The organism is Nocardia sp. NPDC005366 (assembly GCF_040606855.1).
In the GTDB taxonomy this organism is placed as follows: domain Bacteria; phylum Actinomycetota; class Actinomycetes; order Mycobacteriales; family Mycobacteriaceae; genus Nocardia.
In genome coordinates, this window is the sequence record NZ_JBEXFQ010000001.1 from 1 (window position 1) to 23972 (window position 23972).

The 23972-nt window shown below is 67.3% G+C and carries 23 protein-coding genes; 15 read left to right on the top strand and 8 right to left on the bottom strand.

Annotated elements, in window-relative coordinates:
* The first annotated feature begins 214 nt into the window (after positions 1–214).
* The 3 genes from nucS to ABZS43_RS00015 are packed head-to-tail and all read left to right on the top strand — an operon-like array spanning position 215 to position 1973.
* Positions 215–898 carry an endonuclease NucS gene (gene nucS / locus ABZS43_RS00005; RefSeq protein ID WP_355033558.1) on the top strand — a complete coding sequence of 228 codons (684 nt, stop codon included), beginning with the start codon at positions 215–217 and terminating at the stop codon, positions 896–898.
* Positions 899–926: 28 nt separating this feature from the next.
* A complete protein-coding gene (locus ABZS43_RS00010) occupies positions 927–1646 on the top strand; it encodes an endonuclease/exonuclease/phosphatase family protein (RefSeq protein WP_355033559.1) in 720 nt (239 codons plus the stop codon).
* 24 nt (positions 1647–1670) lie between these two features.
* Positions 1671–1973: an ATP/GTP-binding protein gene (locus tag ABZS43_RS00015; protein ID WP_355033560.1), complete on the top strand. Its 303-nt coding sequence runs from the start codon at positions 1671–1673 to the stop codon at positions 1971–1973.
* Positions 1974–2077: 104 nt separating this feature from the next.
* Here ABZS43_RS00015 and ABZS43_RS00020 read toward each other — a convergent pair whose 3' ends face one another.
* The gene (locus ABZS43_RS00020; RefSeq protein ID WP_355033561.1) at positions 2078–3079 is read right to left on the bottom strand and encodes a hypothetical protein; all 1002 of its coding nucleotides are present in this window, start codon (positions 3077–3079) and stop codon (positions 2078–2080) included.
* A gap of 86 nt (positions 3080–3165) precedes the next feature.
* Positions 3166–3639 (bottom strand): methylmalonyl-CoA epimerase, encoded by a 474-nt coding sequence (gene mce, locus ABZS43_RS00025; RefSeq protein WP_355033562.1) that lies wholly within the window; start codon positions 3637–3639, stop codon positions 3166–3168.
* Positions 3640–3783: 144 nt separating this feature from the next.
* Between mce and ABZS43_RS00030 the strand changes: the two genes are divergently transcribed.
* From ABZS43_RS00030 to ABZS43_RS00040, 3 genes are all read left to right on the top strand, one after another.
* Positions 3784–4968 (top strand): acetyl-CoA C-acetyltransferase, encoded by a 1185-nt coding sequence (locus ABZS43_RS00030; protein ID WP_355033563.1) that lies wholly within the window; start codon positions 3784–3786, stop codon positions 4966–4968.
* A gap of 111 nt (positions 4969–5079) precedes the next feature.
* Positions 5080–5457 carry a DUF3817 domain-containing protein gene (locus ABZS43_RS00035; protein ID WP_355033954.1) on the top strand — a complete coding sequence of 126 codons (378 nt, stop codon included), beginning with the start codon at positions 5080–5082 and terminating at the stop codon, positions 5455–5457.
* Positions 5458–5518: 61 nt separating this feature from the next.
* Positions 5519–6361, top strand: a complete 843-nt coding sequence (locus tag ABZS43_RS00040; protein ID WP_355033955.1) for a tetratricopeptide repeat protein — start codon at positions 5519–5521, stop codon at positions 6359–6361.
* Between the two features lie 120 nt (positions 6362–6481).
* Here ABZS43_RS00040 and glgB read toward each other — a convergent pair whose 3' ends face one another.
* The gene (gene glgB, locus ABZS43_RS00045; RefSeq protein WP_355033564.1) at positions 6482–8659 is read right to left on the bottom strand and encodes a 1,4-alpha-glucan branching protein GlgB; all 2178 of its coding nucleotides are present in this window, start codon (positions 8657–8659) and stop codon (positions 6482–6484) included.
* Positions 8656–10662 carry an alpha-1,4-glucan--maltose-1-phosphate maltosyltransferase gene (locus tag ABZS43_RS00050; protein WP_355033565.1) on the bottom strand — a complete coding sequence of 669 codons (2007 nt, stop codon included), beginning with the start codon at positions 10660–10662 and terminating at the stop codon, positions 8656–8658. Before ABZS43_RS00050 ends, glgB begins: the two co-directional genes overlap by 4 nt.
* A 150-nt stretch (positions 10663–10812) precedes the next feature.
* Here ABZS43_RS00050 and glgP point away from each other — a divergent pair, with 150 nt between their 5' ends.
* Positions 10813–13380 carry an alpha-glucan family phosphorylase gene (gene glgP, locus ABZS43_RS00055; protein ID WP_355033566.1) on the top strand — a complete coding sequence of 856 codons (2568 nt, stop codon included), beginning with the start codon at positions 10813–10815 and terminating at the stop codon, positions 13378–13380.
* Between the two features lie 207 nt (positions 13381–13587).
* Here the strand turns inward: glgP and ABZS43_RS00060 are convergent, their stop codons facing one another.
* From ABZS43_RS00060 to ABZS43_RS00070, 3 genes are all read right to left on the bottom strand, one after another.
* On the bottom strand, positions 13588–14298 hold the full coding sequence (locus ABZS43_RS00060; protein WP_355033567.1) for a methyltransferase domain-containing protein: 711 nt from the start codon (positions 14296–14298) through the stop codon (positions 13588–13590).
* 81 nt (positions 14299–14379) lie between these two features.
* Positions 14380–16419, bottom strand: coding sequence for an ATP-dependent DNA helicase (locus ABZS43_RS00065; RefSeq protein WP_355033568.1), 2040 nt, complete (start codon positions 16417–16419; stop codon positions 14380–14382).
* An 84-nt stretch (positions 16420–16503) separates the two neighbouring features.
* Complete coding sequence (locus ABZS43_RS00070; RefSeq protein WP_355033569.1) at positions 16504–17067, bottom strand: nicotinamidase; 564 nt, start codon at positions 17065–17067, stop codon at positions 16504–16506.
* 93 nt (positions 17068–17160) lie between these two features.
* Between ABZS43_RS00070 and ABZS43_RS00075 the strand changes: the two genes are divergently transcribed.
* Positions 17161–17391, top strand: coding sequence for a hypothetical protein (locus tag ABZS43_RS00075; protein ID WP_355033570.1), 231 nt, complete (start codon positions 17161–17163; stop codon positions 17389–17391).
* Positions 17392–17547: 156 nt separating this feature from the next.
* On the opposite strand, the gene ABZS43_RS00080 is transcribed toward ABZS43_RS00075, so the two are convergent.
* Positions 17548–18861 carry a nicotinate phosphoribosyltransferase gene (locus ABZS43_RS00080; protein WP_355033571.1) on the bottom strand — a complete coding sequence of 438 codons (1314 nt, stop codon included), beginning with the start codon at positions 18859–18861 and terminating at the stop codon, positions 17548–17550.
* Between the two features lie 109 nt (positions 18862–18970).
* Between ABZS43_RS00080 and clpS the strand changes: the two genes are divergently transcribed.
* The 7 genes from clpS to ABZS43_RS00115 all read left to right on the top strand — a co-directional run bounded on the left by clpS (position 18971) and on the right by ABZS43_RS00115 (position 23947).
* Positions 18971–19291: an ATP-dependent Clp protease adapter ClpS gene (gene clpS / locus ABZS43_RS00085; RefSeq protein ID WP_355033572.1), complete on the top strand. Its 321-nt coding sequence runs from the start codon at positions 18971–18973 to the stop codon at positions 19289–19291.
* 45 nt (positions 19292–19336) lie between these two features.
* Positions 19337–19906 (top strand): DUF2017 domain-containing protein, encoded by a 570-nt coding sequence (locus tag ABZS43_RS00090; protein ID WP_355033573.1) that lies wholly within the window; start codon positions 19337–19339, stop codon positions 19904–19906.
* Positions 19907–20004: 98 nt separating this feature from the next.
* Positions 20005–21063, top strand: coding sequence for a P1 family peptidase (locus ABZS43_RS00095; protein WP_355033574.1), 1059 nt, complete (start codon positions 20005–20007; stop codon positions 21061–21063).
* 193 nt (positions 21064–21256) lie between these two features.
* On the top strand, positions 21257–21685 hold the full coding sequence (locus ABZS43_RS00100) for a M67 family metallopeptidase (RefSeq protein ID WP_355033575.1): 429 nt from the start codon (positions 21257–21259) through the stop codon (positions 21683–21685).
* Between the two features lie 55 nt (positions 21686–21740).
* Positions 21741–22013 (top strand): MoaD/ThiS family protein, encoded by a 273-nt coding sequence (locus ABZS43_RS00105; protein ID WP_355033576.1) that lies wholly within the window; start codon positions 21741–21743, stop codon positions 22011–22013.
* Positions 22014–22021: 8 nt separating this feature from the next.
* Positions 22022–22984 carry a cysteine synthase gene (locus ABZS43_RS00110; protein ID WP_355033577.1) on the top strand — a complete coding sequence of 321 codons (963 nt, stop codon included), beginning with the start codon at positions 22022–22024 and terminating at the stop codon, positions 22982–22984.
* A gap of 225 nt (positions 22985–23209) precedes the next feature.
* Entirely contained in the window at positions 23210–23947 is a 738-nt protein-coding gene (locus ABZS43_RS00115; RefSeq protein ID WP_355033578.1) for a rhomboid family intramembrane serine protease, read from the top strand.
* Positions 23948–23972 lie beyond the last annotated feature (25 nt).

Here is a 23972-nt window from a genome sequence, read left to right on the forward strand (position 1 = left end):
GATGGTACTGCACTCGACAGGGTGTGGGAGAGTAGGACACCGCCGGAACATCATTGCGGAAGGCCCCCAGCACAGCTGGGGGCCTTTTCGCGTTCTGCCCCATACGGGCCACCCTCTCGGTATCTCATCGAGAGTCGGAACCTTCTGTCGCGCAATCGGTAGCGGGCCGCATCCCGAGTCGGGGCCGGGCCAGCCGAGGCCCTAGACTCGACCGGTGCGCCTAGTGATAGCTCGTTGCCAGGTCGACTACGTCGGTCGTTTGACCGCCCATCTTTCGATGGCACGCCGTTTGCTGATGATCAAGGCAGACGGTTCTGTGCTGGTGCATTCCGACGGCGGGTCGTACAAGCCGCTGAACTGGATGAGCCCCCCGTGCCGGCTGGACGAGCGACCGAACGATGTGCCCGACGGCGCCAAGGCATTCTGGGTGGTGACCAATAAGGCCGGCGAGGAATTGCGCATCACCATCGAGGAATTCGAACACGACTCCTTGCACGAACTCGGGATAGATCCCGGGTTGGTGAAAGACGGTGTGGAGGCTCACCTTCAGGAGTTGCTCGCTGAACATGTCCAGACATTGGGGCCCGGTTACACGCTGATCCGCCGCGAGTACATGACGGCAATCGGCCCGGTCGATCTGCTCTGCCGGGATGCCGACGGCGCGACGGTCGCGGTCGAGATCAAACGCCGGGGTGAGATCGACGGCGTCGAACAGCTCACGCGCTACCTGGAATTGCTCAACCGGGATCCCTTGCTCGCGCCGGTCGCGGGGGTGTTCGCCGCGCAGCAGATCAAGCCGCAGGCCCGAACACTCGCCGAGGATCGCGGTATCCGTTGCCTCACCCTCGATTACGACGCTCTACGAGGTACGGAGAGCAACGAATTCCGCCTGTTCTGAGTAGACGTTCCATCGGAGTAAGAAATTCATGATCACGGTCGCCACCTGGAATGTGCTGCATCGCGTCCACGCCGAGAACTGGTACGAGGACGTCGCCACCAGGTGGCCCGACGAGGCCGAGCGTATCGCCGCGATCAGCACACGTGTCGCGCAGCGCACCGAACAGATCATCGCCCTGCAGGAGGTCAGCGGTGATCAGCTGACGAGTTTGCGCCATGCCATGCCGGACCGCGCGTTTCACACCCTGCGCTATCCCCGTGTGCCCCGGTCGCGGCGCGGACCCACCGCGCTCAACGATCGCGCGGAGTATCTCGTACTCGTGACCGACGGCCCCGGGCGCGAGAACACGGCGGAGGCGTTCGAACAGGATCACGGCAAGGGCGCGCTGGTTGTCGAGACGGCGGGTTTCACGGTGATCGCCACCCACGTCACCGGTGATTCGCGGCACTCGGCCGAAATGGGACGGCTGCGGGAATTCGCGGAGGCCTCGGCGGGCCCGATAGTGCTGCTCGGCGACTTCAATGCCGACCGCGGTGTCGTGGCCGATCACCTCGGACCGGAGTTCCTCGTGGCTCCGTTGCCCTCGGACGGGCTGCCCACCCGGCCGCGTACGTCGGGTTCGAAGTCCATGTTCATCGATCACGTCGTGGTCCGCGGTGCGGTGGCGAGCGGGGTGACGGTGGACAGCGCGGACGGCCTCTCGGACCACAATCCGGTCCGTGCCGCCCTCTCGCCGATCGGGGCATGAGGGGCGCCGAATATCCTCGACGGCATGCCCCGCCGGAAACCGCGCGCCCGCATCCAGGATCCACGGTCCGGATCTGCCCCGCTCAGCGACGTCTTCGGGCGCACAGAACCCGGGCCCGATCGCGACGAGACCTATATCGTCCGCACCATCCCAGGCAGTCGCGCGGTCAAGACCTACCGGTGCCCCGGCTGCGATCACGTGATCCCGCCCGGCGTCGCCCATATTGTCGCGTGGCCCGCGCACGACGGCGAGGACGACCGCAGGCATTGGCATCGGGGATGCTGGAACGGCCGTAGAACTCGCCGCGTCACCCGTCGCTGGTCGTGATCGCTTTCCCGTCGCCGGAAATGAAGGAAGGCCGCCCCTGGGTGGGACGGCCTTCGGGTGAACTCTGGTGCAGGTGGTGCGTCGTCGCCTAGGGCGTTCGGACGTCAGTTGGCGATCTCGGCGTTCTCGCGCTCGTCGGCGTCGATATCCTCGTCGTCGCCCGCTACCTCTTGGATGGCCTTGCCGCGCGAGCTGTTGACCGACTTGGTGCCACCGCCGCCGATGGACTTGCGGTCCGGAACACCGTCGAGCAGTTCGCTTTCCCGGTTGACCGCGGCGAGCATCGCGGGCACGGAGTCGAGCTGGCCACGGATACCGAGCAACTGGGCGAGCACCCGGCCGCGCAGTACGCGCATCTCCTCGGCCAGTTCCTTCGCGTGCGCGATCTTGCGCTCGGAGGTCTGCGTGGCGGAGGTGATGAGACGGTTGGCCTCGTCGGTGGCATCCTTGATGCGCTGGGCGGCCTCGGCGCGGCTGGTGGCCTCGAGCTCCTCCATGGCGCGGGTCAGCTTGGTACGCCGCTCCGCCATGGTGCCCTCGAAGTCCTGCTGGTTGGCCTTGCGCTTGGCATCGGCTTCCTTGCCGAGGCGGTCGGCCTCGGCCTGGGCGGCCTCGATGATCTTGGCGGACTCGGTACGCGCATTCGCGAGGGTCTGCTCGAACTCGATTTCGAGAGCCTCTCGCTTCTCCTTCGTCTCCGCGAGCAGCGACTCGTACTTGCCGCGCATCTCGGTGGCCTGCTGTTCGGCGATCGACACCATTTCGGCGGCCTCGGCCTGCGCGAGCGCGCGGACCTCCGAGGCCTCGTCGGACGCCAATCGCAGCATTCGCGAGATACGGTCGGACATGCCTTCAGCGGTGGTCGGCGGAACCGAGAGCCGGTCGACCTCCTTGCGGAGCTCGTCGATCTCGTCCCGCGCGTCCTCCAGTTGGCTTGCGAGGTTACGTGCTTGCGCCGCAGCGGCGTCGCGGTCAGTGGCGGTGACCCTCAGCTCCGCGTCGAAGCGGTCGAAGTAGTTGCGTACCTCGTCTTGCGCATAACCCTTGCGCACAACGGTGAAGGGCAGTGCAACGAAGCGATTGCGATCGGACTCAGGTGACGACATGGCACACAAACTACAGCCTACGGCCACATGATGGTGACTCGACCGCGAATGTGATTCGGATCTGTTTTCCTGCTCCGATCTTGATACTAGTGCGTAACATTCGGGTTCGGTTCGACCAACTCGATCAGCACACCGCCAGCATCCTTCGGGTGGATGAAATTGATGCGGGAATCGGCGGTTCCGTGCCGGGGGGCGTCGTACAGCAAACGCACGCCGCGGTCGCGCAGGTGAGTGGAGACCGCCTCGAGATCGGTGACGCGGTAGGCGAGTTGCTGGAGGCCCGGCCCGCTGCGATCGATGAACTTGGCGATGGTGGAGTTCGCGTCGAGGGGAGCCAGCAACTGTAGGGCAGTCGCGGAATCGGCCGCGCCTGGTAGCGAGAGCATCGCCTCGTGCACGCCCTGGCTCTCGTTCACCTCGCGGTGGGTCTCGATCATGCCGAGATTTTCGGAATACCAGGTGATTGCGGTGTCGAGATCGGGGACCGCGATGCCGACGTGGTCGACGGCGATGACGTAGTCGCCGGGGATGAATTCGGAAGTCTCATGTGCTGTGCTCACTACTCGACGGTAGCGCGCACCTCCGGGGACACGCCCGGGGCGGGCAAGCTACCGTTGAGTACAAAGCTTGTCGTCGCGCTGCGGCGGTGCTCCCCCGGTGGACCCGCCTCGGTCCGACCCGATCTACTGAATGCGAGGCTCCTCGTGACCACAACAGTCATCGTCTCCGGTGCGCGTACCCCGATCGGTCGCCTGCTCGGCGGCCTGAAGAGCTTCAGCGGATCCGACCTGGGTGGTTTCGCCATCAAGGCGGCTCTCGAGAAGGGCGGGGTCGCGCCCGAGCAGGTCGACTACGTGATCATGGGTCAGGTGCTCACCGCGGGGGCGGGCCAGATTCCGGCCAGGCAGGCGGCGGTGGCCGGCGGGATTCCGATGGATGTGCCCGCGCTGACCCTGAACAAGGTCTGCCTGTCCGGCATCAACGCGATCGCCCTCGCCGATCAGTTGATCCGGGCCGGTGAATACGAGATCGTGGTGGCCGGTGGTCAGGAGTCCATGAGCCAGTCCCCGCATCTGCTCGAAAAGAGTCGCGAGGGCTTCAAGTACGGCGACGTGACACTGCGCGACCACATGGCCTTCGACGGCCTGCACGACATCTTCACCGACCAGCCGATGGGTGCGCTGACCGAACAGGGCAACGACCGCGATTACGTCGCCCGCGAGGAGCAGGACGCGTTCGCCGCCGCCTCCCACCAGCGTGCGGCGGCGGCCTGGAAGAACGGCGTCTTCGACGACGAGGTGGTCCCGGTCGCGGTGCCGCAGCGCAAGGGTGATCCGGTCATGGTCAGCACCGACGAGGGCATTCGGGCCGACACCACGGTGGAATCGCTGGCCAAGCTCAAGCCCGCGTTCCGCAAGGACGGCACCATCACAGCGGGTACGGCGTCGCAGATCTCCGACGGCGCGGCGGCGGTCGTGGTGATGAGCAAGGCCAAGGCCGAGGAATTGGGTCTGAGCTGGATCGCCGAGATCGGCGCGGCGGGCGTCGTGGCGGGACCGGATTCCACCCTGCAGGCCCAACCGGCCAACGCCATCGCCAAGGCGTGTGCGCGCGAGGGTATTTCGCCCGCGGATCTGGATCTGATCGAGATCAACGAGGCCTTCGCGGCGGTGGGCATCGCCTCGGCGCGCCAACTCGGCATCGATCAGGACAAGGTCAACGTCAACGGCGGCGCGATCGCCGTCGGTCATCCGCTCGGCATGTCGGGAGCGCGCATCCTGCTGCATCTGGCGCTCGAGCTCAAGCGCCGCGGCGGCGGAATCGGTGCGGCCGCGCTGTGCGGTGGCGGCGGCCAGGGTGACGCTCTCATCGTCAGGGTTCCCGCCTGATCGCTCGCGGAAGAAGACCTCTCGGAGCCGCCGCCGGATGATCCGGCGGCGGTGTCCGTTTCGTCCGATGTGATCGGTTCAACTACGGTCCGTCGTAGTGCGTACGGCACAATGGTGGCCATGGGTTTCTTCGATCTGCGCAGCGTTGCCGGTAGGTTCCGATTCTTCGCGGTGCTCGAGGCACTGTCGTGGTTGGGTCTGCTGACCGGAATGGCCTTCAAGTACCTGCCCGATCCGGGCAACGAGATCGGGGTGAAGATCTTCGGTCCGGTGCACGGCGCCGTTTTCATCCTGTTCCTGCTGACCGCGCTGCTGGCTTCGCGCGAACTCGACTGGAACTGGAAGACCACCGTCCTCGCTCTGCTGTCGAGTATTCCGCCGTTCTTCACCGTGGTTTTCGAGGTCTGGGCGGTACGCACCGGCAAGCTCGTCGCACCCGCGGCCACCGACTCGACCGACGCCGTGGCAGCCGCGGGCGCCACCTCGTGACAAACTGGATGTCGTGACTCGACCTGCCGCACGCCGTCCTTCGCCAGCCGTCGCCGCCGCCATGTCCGGGGCGGTGGATCTGTCCAGTCTCAAGCAGCCTCCCGCGGGGAGCGCTGGCGCCGATCACGCGGTCTCGGTGGCGGATTTCGAGACCAAAGTACTGCGCCGCTCGACGCAGGTGCCCGTCGTGGTCGTGCTGTATTCACAGCGCAGCCCCGGCAGCGTCGAACTGGTCCGCACGCTGGAGCGTTTCGCCGCCGCCGACGGCGGCGCGTGGGATCTGGCCACCGTCGAGGCCGAGAGCAATATGCAGATCGCGCAAGCGCTGCGGGTGCAGGGCATTCCGACCGTGATCGCGATCGCGGGCGGCCAGCCCCTCGCCGATTTCGAGGGCGCGCAGCCGGAGCCGCAGGTGCGGCAGTGGCTGGACGCGGTGATCGACGCGGTCGCGGGCAAACTCGAGGGTGGGGCCGTTGGCGAGCCCGCACCCGTCGAGGATCCCCGATTCACCGCGGCCGAGGAGGCGCTCGATCGCGGTGATATGGCGGGCGCGGAAGCCGCGTACGAGGCCATTATCGCGGCCGAACCCGCCAACGAGGAAGCCAAGAACGCGCTGCGGCAGCTGCGGTTCCTCACCCGCGCGCAGCAGGTGCCCGAATCCGCCGTCGCGAACGCGGATCTGGATCCGGCGAATGTGGATCTCGCGATCGACGCCGCCGACCTCGAACTGCTCGGGCAGCAGCCGGAGGCCGCCTTCGACCGGCTGATCGATGTGATCAAACGCACAGCCGGAGACGACCGCACCAAGGCCCGTACCCGCCTGCTGGAACTGTTCGAACTGTTCGATCCCGCCGAACCCTTCGTGGTGGCCGCCCGGCGCAAGCTGGCCGCCGCCCTCTACTGAGTCGAGCGATCGGCCCCCGCCGCGGCGGGGGCCGTTTCCGTCGGTGGAAGACGGCTGCGGTCAAGAAGGCTGCGGTCATAGAGGCAGCGGTCATGAAGGCAGCTGTCATGAAGGCAGCGGTCAAGAAGTCGGCCCCGCCAACCAGATCGCGCTGTTGGGCGCCAATGCCACCGTGGTCGAGACCGGACGTCCGTGCCACGGCACGTCGGTGGTCTGCACCGAGCCCATATTCCCGATGCCGGAACCGCCGTAGTCGGCCGCGTCGGTATTGAGGATTTCGATCCATTCGCCCGCCGACGGCAGTCCGACGCGATATTCGCCGTGCACCGACCCGGAGAAGTTGTAGACGCAGGCGATGACGGAACCGTCCGACCCGTAGCGCAGGAAGGCGAGCACATTGTTCTCCCGGTCGTTCGCCTCGATCCAGGAATGTCCGCCGGGAGTGGTGTCCTGACTCCACAGCGCCGGATGGGCCCGATAGACCGTGTTCATCGCGCGCACCGAGTCCGAGATTCCTCGGTGCAGCGGATTGTCCAGTTCGCCCCAATCCAGGCCGCGGTCGTGCGACCACTCCCGGAACTGGCCGAAATCCTGACCCATGAACAGCAGTTGTTTGCCCGGATGCGCCCACATATAGGCCAGCAACGCGCGCACGCCCGCGGCCTTCGCGAAATCATCGCCCGGCATCCGCGTCCACAATGTGCCCTTGCCGTGGACCACTTCGTCGTGGCTGATGGGCAGCACATAATTCTCGCTCCACGCGTACATCAGCGAGAAGGTGATTTCGTTGTGATGCCAGCTGCGGTGGATCGGATCCCGGCCGAGGAAACCGAGGGTGTCGTGCATCCAGCCCATATTCCACTTCATGGAGAATCCGAGGCCGCCGACATCGGTGCCGCGCGTGACGCCGGGCCAGGTGGTGGATTCCTCGGCGATGGTGACGACGCCGGGATGGTGCCGGTGCACGGTGTCGTTGAGATTCTGCAGGAAGTCGACGGCCTCCAGATTCTCCCTGCCGCCGTGCACATTCGGTTCCCACTCGCCTTCCGAACGCGAGTAGTCCAGGTAGAGCATGGAGGCGACGGCGTCGACGCGCAGGCCGTCGATATGGAATTCCTCGATCCAGTACCGCGCGTTGGCGACGAGGAAATTGCGGACCTCGTTCCTGCCGAAGTCGAAGATGTAGGTGCCCCAGTCGAGCTGTTCACCGCGACGTGGATCGGCGTGTTCGTATAGAGGGGTGCCGTCGAATCGGGCCAGCGCCCATTCGTCGCGCGGGAAATGGGCGGGCACCCAATCCAGCAGAACACCGATTCCGGCCGCGTGCATGCGATCGACGAACGCGCGGAAATCGTCGGGGGAGCCGAACCGCGCCGTCGGCGCGTAGTACGAGGTGACCTGATAGCCCCACGAGCCGCCGAAGGGATGCTCGGCGACGGGCAGTAGTTCGATATGGGTGTATCCGGCCGCGGTCACGTACTCGGCCAGCTGATCGGCCGCTTCGCGATAGGACAGTCCCGGCCGCCACGATCCGAGGTGCACCTCGTAGGCGCTCATGGGCGCTCGGGTGGGGTCGAGTCGCGCGCGGCGTTCGAGCCACTCGCTGTCCTGCCATTCGTGGCTGCTCGCGGCGACAACCGATGCGGTGGCGGGCGGGGTTTCGGTGGCGAAGGCCAGCGGGTCGGCGTGATCGACCGTCCTTCCGTCCGCCCCGTGCACGCGGTATTTGTAGCGGGCGCCGAGACCGACTCCCGGCAGGAAGACCTCCCACACTCCCGAGGAACCGAGTGCCCGCATCGGCGCGGAATTACCGCTCCAGCCGTCGAAATCGCCGATCACCGTGACACCGCGGGCATTGGGCGCCCACACCGCGAACGAGGTGCCGTCCACCTCGCCGTCCAGTGTCGAGTAATGGCGCGGATGTGCGCCGAGCACCTCCCACAACCGCTCGTGACGCCCCTCGCCGATCAGATGCAGATCCAGGTCGCCGACGGTGGGCAGGAATCGGTACCCGTCGGCATCGATCACCCGCTGCCCGCCGGGATAGGTGGTCACGACGCGGTAGTCCATCAGATCGGGATATGGCAGCACCGCGGCGAAAATCCCGTGTCCCATCGACGTCAGCGGATACTCGGCGTCGCCGACGCGCACCGCGACCGATTCTGCGTGCGGGCGCAGTGCGCGCACCACGGTGCCGTCCGGATGCGGGTGCGCGCCGAGCACGGTATGTGGGTCGGCGTGGGTGCCCGCGGCGAGCAGCATGAGGTCGCGGCGGTTGATCGTGGCCGTACGGTTCATGTGAACGACTTTCGGTAGGCCAGTTCGGCGCGAGCGTGCTGCGGCACCGGGGGCAGCGCGATGATGTGGGCGACAGCGCGGGCCGGGTCGAGGCGAACGTAATTCTTCTGCGCCCAGTGGTATTCGTCGCCGCTGACCTCGTCGTACACCACGGGATGGTCATGCCATTCGCGGCCGATCGCGGGCAGATCCAGCGAGATGAAACCCTGTTCGGCGCCGTACGGATTGAGGTTCACCACGACGAGCACCGCGTCCCCGCTGCTCGGATCGATTTTGGAATAGGCCAGTAGCGCGTCGTTGTCGACATGATGGAAGTGCAGGCAGCGCAATTGTTGCAGCGCCGGATGGTTACGGCGGATCTCGTTGAGCCTGGTCAGCCACGGCTCCAGCGATTCGCCGCGCGCCAGCGCCTCCGCGAAGGGGCGTGGTCGCAGTTCGTATTTCTCCGAATCCAGGTATTCCTCGCTGCCGGGCCGCACCGCCTGGTGTTCGAAGAGTTCGAAGCCGGAATACACCCCCCAGGTGGGAGCCAGGGTCGCGGCGAGCACCGCGCGGATGGCGAACATGCCAGGGCCGCCGTGCTGGAGGCTTTCGTGCAGGATATCGGGGGTGTTGACGAACAGGTTGGGTCTGGCCTCATCCGCCTTGGCGGCCAATTCGTTGCCGAATTCGGTCAGCTCCCATTTGGCGACCCGCCAGGTGAAATACGTATAGGACTGGCTGAATCCGCGCCGGGCCAGGCCGTAGAGGCGGGCCGGGCGAGTGAACGCCTCCGACAGGAAGATCACATCCGGATCGGTGTGCCGCACCGTGGCGATCAGCCACTCCCAGAAATCGACGGGTTTGGTGTGCGGATTGTCGACGCGGAAGATCTTGACGCCCAACGCGATCCAATGCCTTACCACGCGCAGGACTTCGGCGTACAGGCCGTCCGGATCGTTGTCGAAATCGATCGGGTAGATGTCCTGGTATTTCTTGGGCGGATTCTCGGCGTAGGCGATGGTGCCGTCCGGCAGCGTGGTGAACCACTCGGGATGCGCGGCCACCCAGGGGTGGTCGGGTGCGCACTGCAGGGCCAGATCGAGTGCCACCTCTATACCGGAATGGGCTGCGGCGGCGATGAATTCGGCGAAATCCGATTCGGTGCCGAGCTCGGGATGGATCGCGTCGTGGCCCCCGTCCTCGGATCCGATCGCCCACGGCGAACCGACATCTCCGGGCTCGGCGGTGAGAGAGTTGTTGCGTCCCTTGCGATTCACCGTGCCGATCGGGTGGATCGGGGGCAGGTACACCACATCGAAGCCCATGGCGGCGATGCGCGGCAGCTCCTTGACGGCGGTACGGAAGGTACCGTGCACCGGCTTCCCGTTCGCGTCGCGGCCCCCGGTGGAGCGGGGGAAGAATTCGTACCAGGAGCTGTACAGCGCCCGCGTTCGCTCGACCTGCACCGTATGCACCGGGCCCCGGGTGACCAGATCCCGCAACGGGGTGGCCCGCAGTATCTCGGCCACTTCCTCGGAGAAAGCAGGCGCGACCCGCGCCGGGAGTTGCTCGTCCGCGCGTAGTGCGACGGCTGCCGCGCGCAAGCGCTCGAATTGCTTCTTGGGAACGGCCTGCGCGGCGCGTTCGAACAATCGTGCGCCCCGTTCCAGATCGTTCGCCAGATCGGCGGCGCTCTGACCCACCGCGAGCTTGGCTTCGACGGCATGGCGCCAGGTGGCGATCGGATCGCTCCAGCCTTCGATACGGAAGGTCCATGCGCCTGTCACGTTCGGGACGAAGAGGGCGTTGAAGACGTCGGGCTCGAAGTCCGGCGCCATCCGGATTCGGGTCACCCGGGAGACGCCCGGCGCGCGCACCGCGAGCGTGGCGGCGACGGCATCGTGCCCTTCGCGCCACACCACGGCGCGTACAGGGAAAACCTCGCCCACTGCGGCCTTGGCCGGTCTGTGTCCAGGTCCAGCGGACGGGGATGTGTCATCGATGGCGATGCGGCCGGTCACGGGACCAACCTACCGTCAGCGCGCCGAGACGACGTGATCAGCGGCCCGGCATGCCACACCTGGCCGGGTCCGGGAGGTGTCCGGCGCGGGGCGGAGTGACCTGCGTCGCCGGGAGAGATCGCCGCGCGAATGTTCGGTATGGTTCGCCGGGTGAAGGCACTTCGTCGATTCACCGTCCGTGCCCATCTGCCCGAGCGACTCGCGGCCCTGGGTGAGCTCTCCACGAATCTGCGCTGGTCGTGGCATTGGCCTACGCAGGATCTGTTCCGGGAGCTGGATCCGGGACGCTGGCGCGATGTCGGCCACGACCCGGTGCGAATGCTGGGCGAGGTGCCCGCGGCCCGGCTGGACGAACTGGCCGCCGACCCGGACTACACCCGTCGCGTCGATGAGGCCGCCGCCGATCTGCGCGGCTATCTGGACGCCCCCGGCTGGTTCCAGCGGACCGAACCCGGGGTGCGCGGCATCGCCTACTTCTCGATGGAGTTCGGCGTCACCGAGGTGCTGCCGAACTACTCGGGTGGTCTGGGCATCCTGGCGGGCGACCATCTCAAGGCCGCGTCGGATCTGGGACTGCCGCTGATCGCGGTGGGTCTGCTCTACCGTTCCGGCTACTTCCGCCAGTCGCTGTCGGCGGACGGCTGGCAGCTGGAGCACTATCCGGCGCTCGACCCGCAGGGGCTGCCGCTGCGTCTGCTCACCGCGGACGGGTCGCCGGTGCTCGTGCATGTCGCCATGCCGGATCAGCGGGTGCTCCGGGCCAGGGTGTGGATCGCCCAGGTGGGCCGGGTGCCGCTACTGCTGCTGGATTCCGACATCGCGGAGAACGATCCGGAACTGCGCGCTGTCACCGACCGGCTCTACGGCGGCGACCAGGACCATCGCATCAAGCAGGAGATCTTGGCCGGTGTCGGCGGGGTGCGCGCTGTTCGCGCCTACACCCGTGCCGAGGATCTGCCCGATCCCGACGTCTTCCACATGAACGAGGGTCACGCGGGGTTCCTCGGTGTCGAGCGGATCCGCGAATACGTGGCGGCCGGAATGGATTTCGAGACGGGGCTGGCCGCCGTCCGCGCGGGAACCGTCTTCACCACCCACACTCCGGTGCCCGCCGGTATCGACCGATTCCCCATGCCGCTGGTGCGCCGCTACTTCGGCGGCGCGCACGGTGAATCCGAATCCGCGCTGCTGCCGGGACTTTCGGTGGACCGGATCGTGGCGCTCGGACGCGAGACCGATCCCGAGGTCTTCAATATGGCGCATATGGGTCTGCGACTGGCCCAGCGCGCCAACGGTGTATCGAAGTTACACGGCGAGGTCAGCCGTTCGATGTTCGCGGCGCTGTGGCCTGGTTTCGACCCGGCCGAGGTGCCGATCGGCTCGGTCACCAATGGTGTGCATGCCCCGACCTGGGCGGCGCGCGAATGGTTCGACAAGGCCCGCGAATACATCGGCGCCGAGCTGGTCGAGGAGGCGCGCGGGTGGGAGCGGTTGCGCGACGTGCCACTGGGCGAGCTCTGGTCGACGCGGAACACATTGCGCGCAACTCTGATCGCCGAAGTGCGCCGCCGGGTGCGCGCGTCCTGGCTCGAACGCGGTGCGGCCGAAGCCGAACTCGGTTGGGTAGACCAGGTTTTCGATCCGAATGTGCTGACCGTCGGGTTCGCCCGCCGGGTGCCGACCTACAAGCGTCTGACGCTGATGCTGCGCGATCCGCAGCGGTTGCGCTCGTTGCTGCTCGATCCAGACCGTCCGATGCAGCTCGTGGTGGCGGGTAAGAGTCACCCGGCCGACGACGGGGGCAAATCGCTGATCCAGCAGGTGGTCCGATTCGCCGACGACCCCGAGGTGCGGCATCGCATCGTCTTCCTCCCCGACTACGACATGTCGATGGCGCGCTACCTCTACTGGGGATGCGATGTGTGGCTGAACAATCCGCTCCGCCCGCTCGAGGCATGCGGTACCTCCGGCATGAAATCCGCGCTCAACGGCGGACTCAACCTCTCCATCCGCGACGGCTGGTGGGACGAGATGTACGACGGGGAGAACGGGTGGGCGATCCCGACCGCCGACGGCGTCTCCGACGAACACCGCCGCGACGATCTGGAGGCCGCCGCGCTCTACGAACTGTTCGAACGCACCGTCGCACCCCGCTTCTACGACCGCGACGACCAGGGGATGCCGGTGCGCTGGGTCGAAATGGTCCGCCACACCCTGCAGACGCTCGGACCGAAAGTTCTGGCCTCCCGCATGGTGCGCGATTACGCCGTGCAGTACTACGCTCCGGCCGCCGCGGCCTATCGGCGCGCCGCCGAGGACGAATTCGCCGGCGCGCGCACCGTTTCCGACTATCGGCGGCGTGTGGAAGCGGCGTGGCCGTCGGTGAAGGTGGTCCAGGTGGACAGCGCGGGCCTGCCCGACACCCCCGTCATCGGGGCCGAGCTGTCACTGACCGCGCGCGTCGACCTCGGCGGACTCGGTGTGTCCGACGTCGTGGTGCAGGCGGTCCTCGGGCGCGTCTCCACGGCCGATGATCTCTCCGACACCACCGTGGTCCCCATGGCGCACGTCGGATCCGATGCGGGCGTGGAACTGTTCGCGGTGCAGACGCCGGTTCCGCTGTCCGGCGCCGTCGGCTATACGGTTCGCGTGCTTCCGCACCACGAGTTGCTCGCCTCTACCGCCGAACTGGGTTTGGTGGTCGCTCCGAACGCCTGACGCAGATATCACACTCCGGCTGCCCGCATCGTCGTCCTCGCGAGGGTTCGAGGAGAGACCAGATGAGCATCGAAGCCGGTGCGAACCCTGCTCGGCGTCGCGGCACTGGCACTGCCGGACATGCGATTCGAGGTGGACGCGGTGGCGGTGCGGGGATAGCCGATCCTCGCGCCTCCAATCACCGGGTTTCCATGCCGCAGGGAGGCGTCAGCCTTCGCTGGGGGAATGAAGGATCAGCAGCGCCGTCGCCCCGTGATGGAATTCGTAGTCGGCATCGCGGATGCTTGTGTCGATCCCTTTGTCGCGCAGTTCTTTCCGGAGACGCGCGACCAGCTCGTCCTGGGGTTCGCCGAGGTGGTCGACAAGCGGATACAACCGGGTTTCGCCGATCGCGACCCGGGACAGCTCCAGCAGCGCCGCGAGGTGGAAGTCGGCATCGAGGCGGTCGGCGTAGGTGAAGAGCAGGTGGGAGCTGAGGACCAGGTCGAAACTGTTGTCGGGAAAGGGGAGGAACGGCAGGGAGGCCGCGACGTAGCGCTGTGGGTGGTCGGCGATATCGGCGCCGAAGGTGGTCGCGGCGGTGCTGCGGATGTGGTGGTGCTGGTCGGGGGTGCCGTACCAATCCCACCGGTAGCGGTCGTGATGGGTGTTCGCCCATTCGCGTCCACGATCTGTTTCGGCGAGTGCGAGAGAGCGCAGTTGCGTGGCCGGGCGGGCGTAGATCGGGTCGGCGGCGGTGACGTGTGCGCCGAGTTCGCCGGCTTCGGCGGTGAAACTCGAGGCCCCGCCGGGGCAGTCGAGTATGCGGCGGTGGCGCAGTTCCGCGTCGGAGAGTGCGAAGATCGCGCGGTACTCCGCCAAAGACCGTGCGCTGACCAGGAACTCGCCGAGGGCATCGCTATCGGGAGGTGGGTTCATTCGAAAACCGTCTCATGTGTCGCCGGAGTGCGAAAGAGAATATGCGATAGCAGAATTCCGCGGGGACTCGAAGTGCGCTGGTCAGCCCGCTGTCAGGCGCTGAAGTGCCTTAGTGACCACCTCGGGATCCGCGGTTTCCCAGTACGGAGGCAGCGACGCCCGCAGATACCCGCCGTAACGCGCTGTCGCCAGACGGGAATCCAAAATGGCGACCACGCCGCGATCGTCCACGCTGCGCAACAGTCGCCCGGTGCCCTGGGCGAGCAGCAGGGCAGCGTGGTTGGCCGCGACGGCCATGAATCCGTTGCCGCCACGCGATTCCACCGCGCGCTGCCGCGCCGCGAGCAGCGGATCGTCGGGCCGGGGGAACGGAATGCGGTCGAGGATCACCAGACTCAGTGAGGGGCCGGGCACATCGACGCCCTGCCACAGCGACAGTGTGCCGAACAGCGAGGTCTCCGGATCGTCGGCGAATTTGCGCACCAGCGCACCGGTCGAATCGTCACCCTGACACAGGATGGGGGTGCCGATCCGGTCGCGCAGCGCCTCGGTGGCGGCTTTGGCCGCGCGCATCGAGGAGAACAGGCCGAGGGTGCGCCCGCCCGCGGCGCAGATGAGTCGCTCGATCTCGTCGAGGTAGGCGGGCGCGAGGCCGTCGCGGCCGGGCGCGGGCAGGTGTTTGGCCACGTAGAGGATGCCGGATTTGGCGTGGTCGAACGGTGAGCCCACATCGAGCGAACTCCAGCGCACGGTGTCGGCGTCCGAGGGAGCCTGTGCTCCGTTGGCGGCGCCGGTGTCGGAGCGGCCCGGTGTCTGGGCTGGCAGTCCCCAGGTGATGGCGAGTCCGTCGAAATTGCCGCCGATCTGGAGGGTGGCCGAGGTCAGCACCACCGTCGCGGTGCCGAACAGTCGGGTGCGCAGCAGTCCGCCGACCGAAAGCGGCGCCATCCGCAGCGATTTCCGCGCGACGCCGCGAATATCCTCTGCGGCCAGCCAGATCACATCGCGCCGGGCGGCCGGATCGGGTTCGTCGAAGGCGGTGAGCGCACGCACCGCGCTGTCGTGTACCTCATCGATCGCGGCCAGCGCCAGGGTACGAGCCGCCGCGGTGTCCTGATCGCCCTGCGCACTCGTGCTGCCGGGCGGATTCAGCGCCGTGCGGGCATTCCACGCGGCGTCGCGGACCAGGGCCAGCGCCGGGGCGACGCCGTCGGGCATGGTGTCCCACCGGGCGGCGGGAAGTTCGTCCAGGATCTCGTGCCAGGCTTCGGCCGCACCCTCGAGCCGGTCCACTTCGCGTTCATCGATGAGTTTGGCGCAGCGGCGGGCGGCGGCGCTGATCGCGGAGGGCGCCAGCTCCGCGGTGGCGACGCCGGTGACGCGATCGACGAGTTCGTGCGCCTCATCGATGACGACGACGTCGTGTTCGGGCAGGATCTGGATACCGCTGATGGCATCGATGGCGAGCAGGGCGTGGTTGGTCACGACGACGTCGGCCTGCGCGGATTCGGCGCGGGCGCGTTCGGCGAAGCAGTCCTGTCCGAACGGGCAGCGCGATTTGCCTAGGCATTCGCGCGAGGACACACTGACCTGCCGCCAGGCTCGATCGGTCACGCCCGGGGCGAGTTCGTCGCGGTCGCCGGTCTCGGTGTCGGAGGCCCATTCGTTGAGCCGTTGGACTTCCCTGCCGAGCCGGGAGATGGCGAAGGCGTCGAAGAGTTCGGCCTCGGCGGGTTCGTCTGGCAGCACGCTGTTGATCTTGTTCAGGCACAGATAGTTGTTGCGGCCCTTGAGGATCGCGAACTTCGCCTGCCGACCGAGCGGGGTGCTCAGCGCATCGGCGAGCCGAGGCAGATCCCGATCGACCAGCTGACGCTGTAGGGCGATGGTCGCCGTCGACACGATGACGGTGCGGCCCGTGCGGACGGCGTGGCGCAGGCTGGGCACGAGATAGGCGAGGGATTTCCCGGTGCCGGTTCCGGCCTGTACGGCGAGATGTTCCTTGGTGTCGATCGCGTGATCCACCGCCGTCGCCATCGTCACCTGCCCGCTGCGTTCCTTACCTCCGAGCGCCTGCACGGCGGTGGACAACAGCTCCGGGACGGGCGGCAGTTCGGGCACGTGAGCAGCCTACTGCCCGGCACCGACACGATCGGCGGCCCAGCCCGGTGTGACGGTAATCCGCGCGTACACCTGGACAACTCGTTACCCGGTGGCCCCCGACAGCGCGATCCCGGCCGCGCGGAGTTGGTCGATGGCGTCGGCGGTGGTCGCGGGGGCGACGCCGGCGGTCAGGTCGAGCAGCACCGTGGTATCGAAACCCGCCGCGAGCGCGTCCAGCGCGGTGGCGCGCACGCAGTGATCGGTGGCGATTCCGACGATATCGACCTCGCCGACCTCGCGGGCGCGCAACCAGTCCGCGAGGGTGGTGCCGTCGGTCGCGGCGCCCTCGAAACCCGAATAGGCGGCGGAGTATTCGCCTTTGGAGAAGATCTCCTGGATCGGGGAGGTGTTCAGGTTCGGATGGAATTCGGCTCCCCGCGTGCCGACGCGACAGTGCGGCGGCCAGGAATCCACGTAGTCGGGATGTTCGGAGAAGTGCGCACCCGGATCGATGTGGTAGTCGCGGGTGGCGACCACGGCGGCGTATTCCGCGCCCGCGATGTGGTCGTTGATGCGTTCGGCGACCGCCGCGCCGCCGGTGACCGCAAGCGATCCGCCTTCGCAGAAGTCGTTCTGCACGTCGACGATGATCAACGCCCGATTCATGACGCATTACCTTTCGCGCGGTGTAAACGAAGACTACGCCGCCGGTGAATTACCCTGTGTCGCCTTTCGGCGGCCGAGGTAGCGGAGGTATTCGTGAACAACAGTATGGTTCGGATTCTGGTCGCCGTCGTGGTCGGCTATGGCGTATACGCCGCGCTGGGATTTCTGCTCGGGGCGCGTCCTGACAGCGTCGGCGATTGGGTGGGGATGGCGGTCAAGGGCTTTCTGGTCGTCGGCGCGGCCATCTACGCGGTCGAGTGGGCGAACAGGCGTAAGCAGGCCAAGGCGCGCGACGCGGTCCGGTCGGATCGGTCCAACCGGTGACCATCGCGAGAATCGGCGCGGGATTCGCGGCGTACTGGGCGATATTCGTCGCGTTGTCGCTGGCTTTGGCCTATCGGGGCTGGGTGGCGACGATGGTCGGCGTTATCGCCGTCGTGCTGTCGGCGGCGACGGCGCTGCTGTGGCAACGCGGCGTGCTCAGCTCACGAATGTGGTCGGGACAGCGGGTTCGCCCGCGGACAGTTTCAGCCCCTCCCAGGGCAGGCTGACGAGTCCGCGCGCGACCAGATCGCGGCTCTCGGTCAGCGTCGGCAAACCCTCGATCGCCTTGCCGTCGCGGACCAGCGGAACGAGGAGTTCGCGGCTGTCCGATCCCCCGGTATCGGGTCGCGGGCCTGCCGCGGGGTAGACGATCTCCTCGATGATCGTCCCGGTCGAACGCGCGAGCCGCATGGCCTTCTTCGCGCCGCCGCGCGATTGCTTGTGGCTGCTGCGCTTGGCGACAGGCACGCCGTCGACCTCGACCAGTTTGTAGACCATGCCAGCCGTTGGCGCGCCCGACCCGGTGACCAGCGAGGTTCCGACGCCGTACACGTCGACCGGTTCGGCGCGCAACGCGGCGATCGCGTATTCGTCGAGGTCGCCGGATACCACGATGCGGGTCGCCGTCGCGCCGAGCCCGTCGAGCTGTTCGCGGACCTGCCTGGCCAGCACCCCCAGATCGCCGGAGTCGATGCGTACCCCGCCGAGTTCGGGACCGGCCACCTCGATGGCAGTGGCGACGCCCCTGGTGATGTCGAAGGTATCGACCAGCAGTGTGGTTCCTACGCCGAGTGCGGCTACCTGGCTGCGGAACGCTTCGGCCTCGTGCGCGCCGTCCGCGCCGCAGTGCAGGAGGGTGAAGGCGTGCGCGCTCGTGCCCGCGCCGGGTACCCCGAAGCTGCGGACAGCCTCCAGATTGGACGTGGCGTCGAATCCGGCCAGGTAGGCGGCGCGGGAACTGGACGGCGCTGCCAGTTCGTGGGCGCGCCGCGATCCCATCTCGATCATCGGCCTGCCCGCGGCGGCGCTGACCATTCTGGCCGCGGCCGAGGCGATCGCGCTGTCGTGGTTGAGCACGGACAGGATGAGGGTTTTCAGCACCACGCATTCGGCGAAGCTGCCGCGCACCGACAGGATCGGCGAGCCGGGGAAATAGAGTTCACCTTCCCGATAGCCGTCGATCTCGCCGGTGAAGCGGAATTCGCGCAGCCAGTCGACAGTGCGGGAATCGAGGAACGGCGTGACGACGGCGAGTTCCCGATCGCCGAAACCGAACCGCGTCATGGCCTCGAGTAAACGTCCGGTGCCCGCGACGACGCCATAGCGGCGCCCGCTCGGCAATCGCCTGGCGAATACCTCGAAGGTGCATCGGCGGTGCGCGGACCCGTCGGCGAGAGCGGCCGCCACCATGGTCAATTCGTACTGGTCGGTCAGCAGCGCGGTGCTGGCGCGGTCGTCGCGGATCTCCACTCGAGCAACTGTAGACAGCGGATATGTCGTGCGGGGATCGCTGCCGCCACCTGTGCGCTGGTGCGGGACGGGTGTTGTGTATCCGGGGTCGAGTCGTACCCTTGAGGTCATGGGCTTGTGCGAAACGGAGACGAGGCTGTCGGCGGCACAGGCGACCCCGGAGACGGTGGAGCACACCGAGATCCTGGAGGCGGAAGACCGTCCCTGGGTGACGGTGGTCTGGGACGATCCTGTCAACCTGATGCACTACGTCACCTACATCTTTCAGAAGCTGTTCGGCTACACCAAGGCGAAGGCCACCGAGTTGATGCTGCAGGTGCACAACGAAGGCAAAGCCGTGGTGTCCTCCGGTTCGCGCGACAAGATGGAGCAGGACGTGCGCAGGCTCCATGCCGCGGGTCTGTGGGCCACCATGCAGCGGGACGACTGATCGTTAGGACTACCCTCGACGGCGTGCCGAACTGGAGCCAGCGCCGTGCGTAAGTGGAGCCGCAAGAACACCCTGGGCGGCCTCAAGTTGCGATCCGAGATGGACGCGCGTGAGGCCGGTGTGCTGCGTTCGCTCATCGGTGCGGTTTCCGGATTGCTCACCGAGCGAGCCCTATCCGCCCCCGACGACGAACTCGCGGCCCTGACCGGCATGCGCACCGGCAACACCACCCCGCCCGATGATCCCCGGCTGCATCGGCTGCTGCCGGATTTCCATCGCAGCGAACCCGGCTCGCCCGATGCCGACCGCGCCGATCTCAACAGCGCGCTGCGCGGTCTGCACGAACCGGAGATCATCGACAGTAAACTCGCCGCCGGATCGGTGGTGCTCGATACGGTCCCCGCCGAGGGCGGGAAGATCGTTCTCACCCCCGAGCAGGCCGATGCCTGGCTGACCGCGCTGACCGATGTGCGGTTGGCGCTCGGCACGGTACTAGGGATCGACGCCGAGACTCCCGACCATCTCGACCCCGACGACCCGCGCGGTCCGCACCTGGACGTCTATCACTGGCTGACGTGGATACAGGATTCGCTCCTACAGGCGCTCGCGCCGTAGAACGGCGGATATCGCGAGCGCGGGTCGTCACCGTGCGCGGTTCGGGGTGAGGCCATCGCATCGCGACGGGATCGGGTCCGCGAAGGAAGGTGTGGCAGATGAATGCGATTGCCGGTCCACGTAATTCGCTGACCGATGTCGCGGGACTTCTGGTCGGTCACCATCACGCCCTCGACGCCGACGCGGCGCTCGGTTCGGGCTTCGCGACCGGCTGCACCGTCGTCCACGCGCCCGGCGGTGCGACGGCGGCGGTCGATGTGCGCGGCGGCGGGCCAGGGACGAGGGAAACCGATCTGCTCGACCCGAGTAATACGGTGCGCCAAGTGAATTCGATTCTTCTCACCGGCGGCAGCGCCTACGGTCTCGCGGCGGCCGACGGGGTGATGCGATGGCTGGAGGAGCACGGCGAGGGCATCGTGATGGACCCGTCCGACGCGAGCCGGGTGGTGCCGATCGTGCCCGCTGCGGTCATCTTCGACCTTCCGGTTGGCGCGTGGGATCTGCGGCCCACCGCCGAATTCGGGTACCTGGCCGCCTCGGCCGCCGCGACGGAATTCGAGCGGGGTTCGGTCGGGGCCGGGGTCGGTGCGCGCGCCGGATCGATCAAGGGCGGGGTCGGCAGCGCCAGCATCGTGCTCGGCGACGGTCCGGCCGCGGGTGTGACAGTGGCTGCGCTGATCGTCGCGAATCCGGTCGGCTCGGTCTTCGATCCGCGCACCGGTCTGCCGTGGGGCGTCGGCACCGACGGTCCCGACTTCTTCGGTCTGTGTCCGCCGACGAAGCAACAGTTGGCGCGAGCCAATGCCCTGCCGGTGAAGGGCACGGTCCTCAACACCACCATCGGCGTGATCGCCACCGACGCCGCGCTGGATCCGATCGGGTGTCGCCGCGTGGCGATGACCGCCCACGACGGCCTCGCGCGCGCCATCCGCCCCGCGCATTCCCCGCTGGACGGCGACACTCTCTTCGCGCTGTCGACCGGAGCGGTCGAGCCGCCTTCCTACCCGGTCCCCTCCGCCTTTCCCGCGGATCTCCTGGTTCTGGACGCGGTGAGCACGGCGGCCGCGGTCTGCGTCGAACGCGCCATCGTCGACGCGATCCGCACGGCGGTCTCGGTCGCGGGCATCCCCGCATACGCCGATCTGTTTCCCGGCTGACCCCCGATACCCGGGGGTTTCCGCGATCGGTTCACCACGCCCCCGGTGCGGGGACGTGATGTGGCCCTCGGAAACGGGTACCGGGGGAGCGGGCGCGGGGAATAGCCGAATATTCTCACTGGTTGTCGACTGCGAGTGGGTCGGCGGCATTGTGCCGAATCGGCGCGGTGCCGAAACGCGGAAGGGTTGACTCGTGCTGGTGATCAAGGCCGACCTGGTCGAGGCGATGGTGGCGCACGCGCGCGCCGACCACCCGGACGAGGCGTGCGGCATCATCGCGGGCCCGGACGGGTCCGATCGCCCGGAGCGGTTCGTCGCCATGATCAACGCCGAGCGTTCGCCCACCTTCTACCGCTTCGACTCCGGTGAACAGCTGAAGGTCTGGCGTGCGATGGACGACGCCGACGAGACGCCGGTGGTGATCTACCACTCGCATACCGCGACCGAGGCCTACCCGAGCCGCACCGACATCTCCTACGCCTCCGAGCCGTACGCGCACTACGTGCTGATCTCCACCCGTGATCCGCGACAGCACGAGCTGCGCAGTTATCGGATCGTCGACGGCGAGGTCACCGAGGAACCGGTGCGGATCGTCGACGAATACGAGGCCGCCCAGCTGTGATCAATCGAGCGGCGTTCAACCAACCGGCCGCGAAGGTCGAAATCGAGGAGTACCCATGTCGGTAACCGTGTCCATCCCGACCATCATGCGCGGCCTCACCGGGGGCGAGAAGCGGGTGCAGGCCGACGGCGCGACGCTGTCGGCGCTGATCGAGAATCTGGACGTCAACCATCCGGGGCTGGCCGAGCGGCTGCTCAAGGACGGCAAACTGAACCGCTTCGTCAATATCTATGTCGACGACGAGGATGTGCGCTTCACCGGCGGCCTCGGGGCCGAAGTGCCCGAAGGCGCGTCGGTGACCATCCTGCCCGCCGTCGCCGGAGGCTGATCCGTCCCGTGGCGCGCTACGAATCGCTGATCGCGACCCTCGGCAACACCCCGTTGGTCGGGCTGCGCACGCTGTCTCCCCGCTGGGACGGCGACGACCATGTGCGGCTGTGGGCCAAATTGGAGGACCGCAATCCCACCGGATCGATCAAGGACCGGCCCGCGCTGCGGATGATCGAACAGGCCGAGGCCGACGGCCTGCTCACCCCCGGATGCACGATTCTGGAGCCGACCAGCGGCAATACCGGAATCTCGCTGGCGATGGCCGCCAAGCTCAAGGGCTACAAGCTGGTATGCGTGATGCCGGAGAACACCTCCGTCGAGCGCAGACAGTTGCTCACCATGTTCGGTGCGCAGATCATCGATTCCCCCGCCGCGGGCGGATCGAATCAGGCCGTCGCACTGGCCAAGGAGATCGCGGCCGAGCACCCGGATTGGGTGATGCTGTACCAGTACGGCAACCCGGCGAACGCGCTGGCGCATTACGAGACCACCGGCCCCGAGATTCTCGCCGACCTGCCGGAGATCACGCATTTCGTCGCAGGACTCGGCACCACGGGAACTCTCATGGGCACCGGCCGATTTCTGCGCGAGAAGGTGCCGGATATCGAAATCGTCGCCGCCGAACCCCGCTACGGTGAACTCGTCTACGGGTTGCGCAATATCGATGAGGGTTTCATCCCGGAACTGTACGACGAGTCGGTGCTGACCACGCGGTTCTCCGTCGGTCCGTTCGACGCCGTCAAACGGACCCGCGAATTGGTGCTGGAAGAGGGGATTTTCGCGGGCATATCCACCGGCGCGATCCTGCACGCCGCGCTGGGCGTCGCACGCAAGGCACTCAAGGCGGGCGCGCGCGCGGACATCGCCTTCGTCGTCGCGGACGGCGGCTGGAAATATCTGTCGACCGGCGCCTACGACGGCACGCTGGAAGAAGCCGAAGAACGTCTCGACGGCCAGCTCTGGGCCTGATCGTTCGATACGCCGCGCCCGCGCGGTAGTCCGCCGCGCTGGCGCGGTTGTCCCCCGCCGCGCGGGGCGCAGTGTCCGCCCGCCGCGCTGGGCGCAGTGTCAGCCCGCCGCGCTGGGCGCAGTGTCAGCCCGCCGCGCTGGGCGCGTCGTCGTCGCGTCCGGCGAAAATCGTCCGGGTCGGTACCCTCGGAGGCAGCGGTGGACCCCGCTGACGAGGAGGTACGCATGACCGGCGGTGCGGGCCACGGGTCGTCCTTCGACCCCGATCGGATCGCGGCACTGCGTGCCCGGTTCTCGAATCCTGGCGGCACACCACCCATCGCGGCGCCACCGACGAGTCCGGTCCGGCGGCGCGGCCTCGCCGCCGGACCACCCTGGCTGCGCGCCGGCGCGCTGATCTCCGGATTCGTCGGCCTGCTCTACGTCATCGAGGGCGTCGACGAGATCGATAGCCGCCAACTCGACAGCGCGGGTATCGAGCCGCGCGAGGCGGACGGGCTGACGGGCATCATCTGGGCCCCGGTGCTGCACGGCGGCTGGGATCATCTGATGAGCAACACCCTGCCGCTGCTGATCCTTGGCTTCCTGGTGCTGCTGTCGGGTATCTGGCGCGGGCTCGCCGCCACCGGCATCATCTGGCTCGTCGCGGGCCTCGGCACCTGGCTGACCGGCGCGGACGGTACCGTGCACATCGGCGCGTCGTCGCTGGTATTCGGCTGGTTGACCTATCTGATCTGTCGTGGCTGGTTCGCCCGGCACGTCGGCCAAATCCTGATCGGGCTGGTCGTCGTTGCCGTCTACGGATCGCTTTTATGGGGTGTGCTGCCCGGACAGCCCGGAATATCTTGGCAGGGGCATCTTTTCGGGGCGATGGGTGGAGTGTTTGCGGGCTGGGTACTCTCTGGTGATGCACGCCGAAAACGTCGCGGGGATCAGTCCGGAGTCATTGCGTCGTCACGGTGAGTCTGCGGCCCGCTCAGGAATTTGG

Bases quoted from the DNA above. Each gene is read 5' to 3' on its own strand.
- ABZS43_RS00105 (WP_355033576.1), top strand. From the start codon at position 21,741: ATGTCGGTAACCGTGTCCATCCCGACCATCATGCGCGGCCTCACCGGG.
- ABZS43_RS00095 (WP_355033574.1), top strand. From the start codon at position 20,005: ATGAATGCGATTGCCGGTCCACGTAATTCGCTGACCGATGTCGCGGGA.
- glgB (WP_355033564.1), bottom strand. From the start codon at position 8,659: ATGAACCGTACGGCCACGATCAACCGCCGCGACCTCATGCTGCTCGCC.
- clpS (WP_355033572.1), top strand. From the start codon at position 18,971: ATGGGCTTGTGCGAAACGGAGACGAGGCTGTCGGCGGCACAGGCGACC.
- ABZS43_RS00035 (WP_355033954.1), top strand. From the start codon at position 5,080: ATGGTGGCCATGGGTTTCTTCGATCTGCGCAGCGTTGCCGGTAGGTTC.
- ABZS43_RS00115 (WP_355033578.1), top strand. From the start codon at position 23,210: ATGACCGGCGGTGCGGGCCACGGGTCGTCCTTCGACCCCGATCGGATC.
- ABZS43_RS00040 (WP_355033955.1), top strand. From the start codon at position 5,519: ATGTCCGGGGCGGTGGATCTGTCCAGTCTCAAGCAGCCTCCCGCGGGG.
- ABZS43_RS00060 (WP_355033567.1), bottom strand. From the start codon at position 14,298: ATGAACCCACCTCCCGATAGCGATGCCCTCGGCGAGTTCCTGGTCAGC.
- ABZS43_RS00010 (WP_355033559.1), top strand. From the start codon at position 927: ATGATCACGGTCGCCACCTGGAATGTGCTGCATCGCGTCCACGCCGAG.
- ABZS43_RS00020 (WP_355033561.1), bottom strand. From the start codon at position 3,079: ATGTCGTCACCTGAGTCCGATCGCAATCGCTTCGTTGCACTGCCCTTC.
- ABZS43_RS00070 (WP_355033569.1), bottom strand. From the start codon at position 17,067: ATGAATCGGGCGTTGATCATCGTCGACGTGCAGAACGACTTCTGCGAA.
- ABZS43_RS00015 (WP_355033560.1), top strand. From the start codon at position 1,671: ATGCCCCGCCGGAAACCGCGCGCCCGCATCCAGGATCCACGGTCCGGA.